The sequence below is a fragment of the Streptomyces sp. SID3343 genome, assembly GCF_009865215.1.
Lineage (GTDB): Bacteria > Actinomycetota > Actinomycetes > Streptomycetales > Streptomycetaceae > Embleya.
Genome location: NZ_WWJX01000164.1, coordinates 1 through 8,779 on the forward strand (window position 1 = coordinate 1; position 8,779 = coordinate 8,779).

Sequence of the window (8,779 nt, forward strand, 5' to 3'; positions counted from 1 at the left end):
CGTCACGGCGGCGAGTGGCGTGGCGCCCGTCCCGGCGGCCGGGCGTTCCCGATCGTTCGGCGGAGCTTAAGCGGCGTGTGACCGGGGGTTCGCCCGCCCTCTCTACCGTTTCGATCATGCCTTCGCAGAGATCTTCGTCCCCCTTCCGGCTGCCCCGACGTCACCGTTCCCGGCTGCGCGCCGGCGCCCTGGTCGCGGCCCTGGGCATCGGTACCACCGCCGCGCTCGCGGGTGTCTCGGGCGCCGCCTCGGCCGACTCCGACGCCGCTCGGTCGACCGGTGAGGTGGTGGTTTCGGAGGACTTCTCCGGCGCCGCGCTGCCCGCCGGTTGGCAGGCCGTCGAGGGCGACTGGAAGGTCGAGAACGGCCGGCTCGTCGGCAACTCGGCGAACTCGGCGCAGCAGAGCCGGATCACCTTCGGCCGACACCTCGCGGACTACCGGTTCGAGGCCGTCGCCCGCTTCGAGAGCGCCGCCGACAGCGCCCGCTGGACCGCCTTCGGCCTGGACGTGCCCGCGACCGGGGCGACCCCGTGGTCGATCGCCACCATGCGCACGGGCACCACCGCGGCCAACGGCCTGGAGTTCGCCCAGCGCACCACCGGCAACGCGTGGAACGTCACCGACACCGGATCCGCGCCCACCGCCGCCGGCACCGGGCGCGACGTCAAGGTCGCGGTCGAGGTCCACGACAACCGGGCCCGCCTGGTCGTCGACGGCCGCGAGGCGCTGCGCACCACCCGGGTCCAGCGCACCGCCGACGGCGCGCAGGCCCTCCTCGTCAACGGCGCGCGGGTCTCCTTCGACGACGTCAAGGTCACCAAGCTCGCGCCGGAGGAGAACTCCTACCTGCGCGCCCCCGGCGCGGCGCTCACCGTCGTCGCGCACCGCGGCGCGTCCTCGGCCGCGCCCGAGAACACGCTGATCTCCGACGAGACCGCCCGCCGGGCCGGCGCCGACTGGATCGAAAACGACGTCCAGCCCAGCAAGGACGGCGTACCGCACATCGTGCACGACGACACCGTCGACCGGACCACCAACGGCAAGGGCCGGGTCCGCGACCTGACGTCGGCTCAACTCGCCGCCCTGGACGCCGGTTCGTGGTTCAGCCCGCTGCACACCGGGGCCCGGGTGCCGACCCTGCGCGCCCAGCTCGACGACCTGCGCACGCGCGGCGGCAACCTGCTCCTGGAGATCAAGGGCAAGCACACCAAGGACGAGGTGGCCCGGATCGTGCGGGACGTCCGCGACACCGGGATGAGCGGCCGGGTGTTCGTCCAGAGCTTCGAGGTCGATGCCCTCGAATACACCCGGGAGTTGGCCCCGGACCTGCCGCTGGGCCTGCTCCGGGGCGACCTGGACGCCGATCCGGTGGCGCTCGCCAAGAAGCTCGGCCTCAAGGCGTACAACCCCTCCGCCGCCGGGCTCGCCAAGCGTCCGGGCGCGGTCGCGGACCTGCACAGGGCGGGGGTCGCGGTGATGGTGTGGACGGTCGACGACGCGCCCTCGTGGAAGACCCTGGAGGCGGGCGGCGCGGACGCGATCATCACCAACCGCCCCGCCGAACTGGCCGGCTGGAACGCGGCCTGGCGACAAGGCGGCACGCCGGTACAGCCGGCCGCGCCGACGGTCAAGGTGCTCGCGCCGGCCGCGGGCGCCCTGGTGGAGCGCGCCGCCAACCCGGTCCCCGCGCTCGACACCACCGGCGCCGAATCGGTCCGACTCACCCTGGACGGCAAGGACTTGGCCGCCGGCACGCCGATCGACAGCACCACGCTCGCCCTGGGCGCGCACACCCTGCGGGCCGAGGCCAAGGGCCCCGGCGGTACCACGGTGGTCGACTCGACCTTCACCGTGACCGCGTCCCGGCCCGGCCTCGCCTACCTGATCCTGACCTCGAACGCGGACCGCAACGCGGTGGCCACCTTGACCACGATGGTCGCCCACGACCAGTACGAGGCCCTCGCCCGCTGGGCCGACAACCAGGCCGGCCGCACCATCCCGGCGGACCGCGCCCGCTTGATCGCGGGAGACGCCAGGGCCCTGATCTGACGGGGACGGACCACGCGGCGACCCGCGCACCCCAACCGGCCACTCCCTGAAACCACCGACACCCGCCGCCCGGGACCGAGCGCACCACGCGCCGGCTCCCGGGCGGCGAGTGCGTCCGGGGTACTGCTCTTCGACGAACCGCGATATCGGTACGCGCGCCGTCAAGCCGCGAAGGCGATACGCGCCGTCAGGCCGCGAAAGCGACACGTGCCGTCAAGCTGCGAAAGCAATACGTGCCGTCCGCGACCGGACGCGACGTCACCCGGATCGGGCACGGCGGCGCCCGCAAGTCGAGCATGCCGGCGGCGTCGCGAACAACCGCATTCGGTCGGGCCGGTGCGGGCCGGCCGGCTCGGGTCACGCCCAGCAGGTGACCTCCACCGAATCCGGCTTGGGAAACGGCAGCATGGCCCAACCCGGCGGCCAGTCTCCCTCGCGCTGTTCCGACGCCTCGACCTCCAGACGCCGGGGAACCCGCCGAGCCCACCACCCGGCCTCGTCCTCGGGCCGGCCCGGCCAACCGACCGTGGCCCGGCGATACCGCTCGTCGATGCCGTCGAGTTCCGGCTGTCTGATCGCTCGGACTCGGGCCGGGAGCAGCGGCCAGACTCCCGCCAGGGCACCTCGGCACCAGATGTCGTTGTCGAACTCCGGCGCACACCACGAATAGCCCTCCTCCACCTCCTCGGCGATACCGCTCCAACGCTCGAACAGCGAGCCGAGGGTGACAGTCCGGTCGCCGGCCCGAGCCCGGACGACAGCGGTGACGGCGGCATGCACCGCTGCATACTCCTCGGCGCTCAACGCGAGGTCGTCGACGTTCTCGTCCACTCGATCCATGCGTCGAATATCACCTGCCGACAGCGCTGTGCGCCACCACCTTCCCCCGGCTTCCCACCACCTTTCCCCATCTCCACGCGCCTCCAAGTCGCTTCCAGGTCCCTTCCAGGAGGCCCCGGCGAACCTCTTCGCATCGGAACACTTCACGTCTTGGGGGCCTGCGATGAACCTGAAGAACCTCACCACCGGACTTGCCGCTCTCGGCGGCGCGTTCATCGTCTACATCGGGCTCGGCTATCTGTTCGCGCCGCAGTCGATGGCGTCCGGGTTCGGCGTACCGACGTGGCCACAGCACGACGGCACCGCGTTCCTCGCGGTCAAGGGCGTCCGGGACATCGGGACCGGGCTGGTCGTCTTCGCGCTGCTCGTGACCGGGCACCGCAAGGCCCTCGGCTGGGCGATGGCGGCGATCGCGTTCGTACCCGTCGGCGACATGGTGATCGTGCTTTCCGAAGACGGCTCGGCCGGCACCGCGTACGGGGTCCACGGCCTCACCGCCGCGTCGGTGGCCCTGACCGCCGGCCTGCTGCTGCGCGAACGCCGGGTCGCGGCGGCCACACCCGGCTCGACCGAACCCACCGCGCGCACCGTGGCGACATCGGCCGCTGCCCGTTCGTGACGGCCGGCCGGTCGGTCGGCGCCGGCATGCTGTCGCACAGACGGGTGAACATCAGGACTCATGCTCAACGCACCTCGACACACCGCTTTTCGCCGTAACCCCAGAAGAAGTATCAAAGCCGTTCGACAAGACACTGGGGAGCGGCCAACACCGCCGGCGACTGTGCGAGTTGGCCCGCCGCACCAAGGTCGCCGAGTACCTTGCGGATGGCGCCGAGTTGGAAAGGCAGGCCCTCACTATCAACGAGTACGCCCCGTGCCGACCTTCGCGCACAACGACCGGGCAGCCCTGTTGGCCCGCATCGAGCGCAGCGAAAGGCGCAGCGGAAGGCGCACCGCGCGCTGATCGAGTCGCTCACTCACCATGGTCGGAGTCCCGGGTCCGGTTGGCCTCGGGGCTCCGGTCTGTCGAGTGTCGGCGCGGAGGGAAGTACGCGAAACCACCCTCTTGGCACCCGCTTTGTCCGGGAGTATGCTGGTAAGTGGCTTACGGGGCGAGCGAGGGAGTTTGATCAACCGGCGGCTTTGGAGAGCAGAAGGCCAAGGTCGAGAAAGTCAGGAAGGTCAGGCTGAGAGGCCGGAAGGTCGAACAGACCGGAAGGCGACCCCTAGCACCTGATCCGGACAATGCCGGCGCAGGGAGCCCACCTCGTAAGTCATGTCTGTACGCGTCGCCGACAACCGACCCGATGTGTCGTCTCGGAGACAGCGGCTCCGAACCGAAGGGCGCCCGTTTCGCGGGTGCCCTTTCCGGTTGAGTGACGTTTGATCGAGCGACCGTCTCCCCCGCCCCACGTCACCTGTTCGGCGCGCGCGGCGAAGTGAAAGCACCTCCCGGTCTCGGGTGACCATGGACGGACCCATGAAGAGCCCGGAGCCGGATCGTGTGGCCGGAATCGCGACACGGTCGCTGTTCCGGCGGATCTGGCTGCCTGTCGCCATTTTGATTCTCGTCCCGACGGTGGATCTGGCGACGGGTCACTCGTCGGTGTTCTATCCGTTTCTCCTCCTCGCCCCCACGCTCGCCGCCGCCACCGCGACACCGTTGGCGATCCTGATCATCGGTGGCGTCTCCCTCGGGCTGCGATACTGGCTGGCCTCGGTCGACGGCTATCTCGGCTCCGAGTACACCGACCTCTTCGAGACCAGCACGTGGATATACGTCATGGCGACCGCGCTGAGCATGTATCTGGCCGGGTCGCGCATCCGCCGTGAGCGTGCCTTGGTCGCCGTGTCCGAGGTGGCCCTCGCCGCGCAACGCGCGATCCTGTTACCGCCGGCCGACGAAGTGGGCGGATTGCGGCTCGCGGTGCGCTATTTCGCGGTGGCCGAGGAGGCCGAACTCGGCGGGGACCTCTATCTCGGGCTCGACACGCCGTTCGGTCTGCGCCTGATCATCGGCGACGTGCTCGGCAAGGGTTTGGGGGCGGTGCGGACGGCCGCGATCACCATCGGGGCGTTTCGCGAGGCCGCGTACGACGAGCCCGAACTGAACGCCGTGGCCCGCCGCGTCGATGCCAGCGTGACGAGGAACGCGCCCGCGGACCGGTTCGTCACCGCACTACTCGTCGAGTTCCGTCCCGAGCATGTGGCGCTGGTACACCGGGGCCACGAACAACCGGTGATGGTGCGCGCGCACGGCAGCGTGCATGTTCTCGAACCTCCGGACCCCGGCGTGCCGTTGGGCTTGGGCGAACTGGATCCGGATCAGCCCGCCGAGTGGGTGGTGCCGTTCGGCGAGGGCGACCTACTGCTCTTGATGACCGACGGATTCGCCGACGCGCGCGACGCCGGCGGCCAGAACTATCGGCTGGTCGACCGAATCGTGTACCTACTCGGTGACGGCCGCCTGGACAAGGCCGATCCGGCTGCGGCGGTGGAGCGACTGGGCGACGACCTGATGCGACACGTCGGGACCCTGCGCCTGACCGACGACGCCTTGGTGTTGGGACTCGCGCGAGTACTCGACTCGCCGCCTCCCGAGCCGGAGTGACGGGTCCCCGAGCCGGATTGACGGGCCCGTGAGCCGGATTGACGGGCCCGCGAGCCGGATCCAGGGGCGCCCGGGGCGGATCGACGAAGGGCCGAGGCGGCCGCAGGTGGCGGGCTGCTCACTCCTCGATCGCGCCGCCGGTTCGGCGCAGGTGTTGCCGGAAGGTGTACGACGGGTCGGCGGCGCGGCGCTCCATGTATTCGGCGAAGGTCGTCTGTCGGCGCAGGGTTTCGCCCGATCGGATCCGGCGGGCCTGCTCTCGCTCGACGTCGCGGATGCGCCGTGCCGTCGCCGACACCGTGTCGACGTGCTCGGCGGCGACGAACAACACGCCGTCGTCGTCACCGAAGACCACGTCGTCGGCGCTCACCAGGTGTTCCCCGAACCAAGCCGTGGTCAGCGCCTCCGGCTCGCGTTCGTCCAACCGCATCGGGCCGGGCGGGTAGGCCCCGTAACTGAACACCGGCAGGCCGATCTCCACCAACTCCGGCGTATCCCGGTGCAGCCCCCACACCACCAGGGCCGCCACCCCCGCCGCTTCGGCCTCCAGTGCCGTCAGGTCGCCGATACACGCTTCGTCGGATCGTCCGCCGTTGTCGACGATCAACACGTCTCCCGGCTCGGCCCCGCCGAACGCCTCCAGGAACACGTCCACACTGCCGTAGTGCCGAACAGGCAGTACGCGCCCGGCGATCGGCCGCCCGGGCAGCACCGGGCCGATGCCGGTCGGCGCGGCCCGCAACGGCACACCGTTGCGCACGCAGGCGTCGGCCACCAACGGCGTGGACAGGTCGGCAAATGCCTTCGACATGGCGTTCTCCGTGACTTGGCGTCGTCACCGCCGACGACGCACGCGGACGCAACGAGGCGGTCCGGCGATGCTACCGATGCCCGATCCGGCCGTCGAAGCGCGAACCCGCGCCCACCGGGCAGCCGCTCACCGCTCTGCGCCACCGGCCGGCACGTCCGGTGCGTCGTTCAGGTGCCGTAGGTAGCGGATTCCCGGCCGGCCACTCAGGAGGATCTCGCCGACGGGTCGAAATCCCGTACGAGCCAACACCGCCCGTGAGCCCGCGTTGTCGACGGTCGTCGCGGCCCGCAACGCGGTCAGCCCGTACTCGTCGGCGGCCATCACGCAGATGCGGCCGACGACGTTCGTGGCCAACCCTCGGCGGCCGGCCTTCTCGGCGATCCGATACCCGAGTTCGGCCGAGTCTGCTGCCACGTCGAACAGGTTGACCCGCCCCAACACCTCGCCGCCATCGCCCACCACCACGTGGAAGTGGTGCGATCCGGCGGCCTGTTCGGCGAGCAAAGCGGCGTGCCGCGCGTCGAAGCGGGCGAAGTAGGCGTTGCCTCGATCCGGTATCGAGGCGGCGAAGAACGCCCGATTCTCCTCCTCGAACGCGAGGAGGGCGGGACCGTGGTCGAGACGAAGACGCTGGATCTCGGGCATCCGAGGATGCTACGCACCACGGTGGTCCGATGCCTTCGTCATAACCGGAGGTGGGGACCGGCCCTGCCTTCGTGGCACGGCGGGATCGGCGCTGTCGTCGTGGCGCGGCGGGACCGGCGCTGCCTTCGTGGCACGGCGGGATCGGCGCTGTCGTCGTGGCGCGGCGGGACCGGCGCTGCGGATCGGCGCTTTGCGCTTTGCGCTTTGGGTCGGCGCTGCGGATGCCGGGTGGACGGCTCGTACCGGGCGTTGTGCCGGACGTCCAGCGGGACGTTGCCGGAAGTCCAGCCGAAGGGGAGCGCGGCTCGGCCGGTCAATGCGGGCCGGTCCCGCTGTGCTCCCGGGTCCGGCCGTCGTCGGCCGGGGATGTCGGGGCGGGCTGGATCGGCCGTACCACCGCCTCCGGTTCGGGGCTCTCGGTCGACGGTGGCGCCTCCGAGGCACCGTCCTTCTTCATCGCTGCGGCCTCGCTTTTGAGGATGCGCATCGACCTGCCCAGTGCCCGGGCGGTGTCGGGCAGTTTCTTGGAGCCGAACAGCATGATCGCCACGACCACCACGATCAGTACGTGCCAGGGTTCGATTGCGTTGCGTAGCAATGCCGTTCCTCTCCTCGGGTGCTTCGCGGGTGCCTCGCGACCGCAGCCGGCCGGGGCCGTCGCGACGCAACACTTGCTATATTGCGCAACTATACAACCGACGGTCGGGGTCAGGCGTCTTCGCCCCGCCGACCCATCCGGACGAGGTGACGATGACACGCAGCCACAGGACGGAAGCAGCGCGCGATGACGTCGGCGAGACGCCGGGTCGCCGACGCCGGCGACCACGACGGCGGCGACGCGGGCGATGGATCGCGGGCACGGCGCTGGCCCTCGGGCTCGTCCTGGTCGCGGCGGGCGGATGGATCTATCTGCGGCTCAACGGCAACATCAGGACGTTTTCCCTGGACGGCGTGGCGCCCGATCGACCCGCGGACAGCGCCGGCCGCAACATACTGGTCATCGGCTCGGATTCGCGATCCGGGGACAACAGTTCGTTGGGTGGCGGCGACGGTGAAGTCGGCCGCTCGGACACCGCGTTCCTGCTGCACGTCTACGCCGATCACAAGCACGCCGTCGCGGTGGCCGTGCCCCGTGACGCCCTGGTGGAGATACCCCCGTGCCGGCTGCCGAACGGCGATTGGACCACCACGACGAACAACGCCATGTTCAACTCGGCGTTCTCCGTCGGCGACACCGCCAAGGGCAATCCGGCCTGTACCCAGAACACGGTCGAGAAGCTGATGGGACTGCGCGTCGACCACACCGTCGTCGTCGACTTCGCGGGCTTCGCCACGATGACCTCCGCCGTCGGCGGCGTGGACGTGTGCGTACCCAACGACGTGTATCAGGGCGACCTCGATCCGAACCTCGGCGCGCGCGGCGAACTGCTGTTCCGCAAGGGGCCGCAGTCGGTGTCCGGTCGCAAGGCACTGGACTACGTACGCGTGCGGCACGGGATCGGCGACGGGTCCGACATAGGTCGCATCCAACGCCAACAGGCGTTCGTCGCCGCCCTGATCAAGCAGGTCAAGGGAAAGGGTCTCGACCCCACGTCGCTGTTCCCCCTCGCCGACGCGGCCACCAAATCACTGACCGTGGACCCCGGTCTCGGTTCGGTGGACAAGCTGACGTCGTTCGCGATGTCGATGAAGAACATCGATTTGCACAACACGAAGTTCATCACGGTTCCTTGGCGTTACCAGGGCGCGCGGGTCGCCATAGTGCAGCCCGACGCCGATGCGCTGTGGGCGACTTTGCGCGCCGACCGCACCATCGACGGC

At 70.3% G+C, this 8,779-nt stretch carries 8 protein-coding genes and 1 riboswitch; of the genes, 4 read left to right on the top strand and 4 right to left on the bottom strand.

Going from position 1 to position 8,779, the window contains the following annotated elements; genetic code table 11:
* The first annotated feature begins 116 nt into the window (after positions 1-116).
* A complete protein-coding gene (locus GT354_RS05965; protein WP_161355126.1) occupies positions 117-2,051 on the top strand; it encodes a glycerophosphodiester phosphodiesterase family protein in 1,935 nt (644 codons plus the stop codon).
* Between the two features lie 357 nt (positions 2,052-2,408).
* On the opposite strand, the gene GT354_RS05970 is transcribed toward GT354_RS05965, so the two are convergent.
* Positions 2,409-2,891, bottom strand: coding sequence for a hypothetical protein (locus tag GT354_RS05970; protein ID WP_161355127.1), 483 nt, complete (start codon positions 2,889-2,891; stop codon positions 2,409-2,411).
* 163 nt (positions 2,892-3,054) lie between these two features.
* On the opposite strand from GT354_RS05970, the gene GT354_RS05975 reads away from it, so the two are divergent.
* Both GT354_RS05975 and GT354_RS05980 read left to right on the top strand, forming a co-directional pair.
* The gene (locus GT354_RS05975; protein ID WP_161355128.1) at positions 3,055-3,510 is read left to right on the top strand and encodes a DUF4267 domain-containing protein; all 456 of its coding nucleotides are present in this window, start codon (positions 3,055-3,057) and stop codon (positions 3,508-3,510) included.
* A 489-nt stretch (positions 3,511-3,999) separates the two neighbouring features.
* Positions 4,000-4,168, top strand: a riboswitch (TPP riboswitch).
* A gap of 203 nt (positions 4,169-4,371) precedes the next feature.
* A complete protein-coding gene (locus GT354_RS05980; RefSeq protein WP_161355129.1) occupies positions 4,372-5,502 on the top strand; it encodes a PP2C family protein-serine/threonine phosphatase in 1,131 nt (376 codons plus the stop codon).
* 118 nt (positions 5,503-5,620) lie between these two features.
* Here GT354_RS05980 and GT354_RS05985 read toward each other — a convergent pair whose 3' ends face one another.
* From GT354_RS05985 to tatA, 3 genes are all read right to left on the bottom strand, one after another.
* Positions 5,621-6,313, bottom strand: coding sequence for an RraA family protein (locus GT354_RS05985; protein ID WP_161355130.1), 693 nt, complete (start codon positions 6,311-6,313; stop codon positions 5,621-5,623).
* Between the two features lie 126 nt (positions 6,314-6,439).
* On the bottom strand, positions 6,440-6,958 hold the full coding sequence (locus GT354_RS05990) for a GNAT family N-acetyltransferase (RefSeq protein ID WP_161355131.1): 519 nt from the start codon (positions 6,956-6,958) through the stop codon (positions 6,440-6,442).
* Between the two features lie 313 nt (positions 6,959-7,271).
* The gene (gene tatA, locus GT354_RS05995) at positions 7,272-7,556 is read right to left on the bottom strand and encodes a Sec-independent protein translocase subunit TatA (protein ID WP_161355132.1); all 285 of its coding nucleotides are present in this window, start codon (positions 7,554-7,556) and stop codon (positions 7,272-7,274) included.
* Positions 7,557-7,708: 152 nt separating this feature from the next.
* Here tatA and GT354_RS06000 point away from each other — a divergent pair.
* Positions 7,709-8,779: LCP family protein (locus GT354_RS06000; protein WP_161355133.1), on the top strand; the 1,071-nt coding region annotated here is incomplete at its 3' end.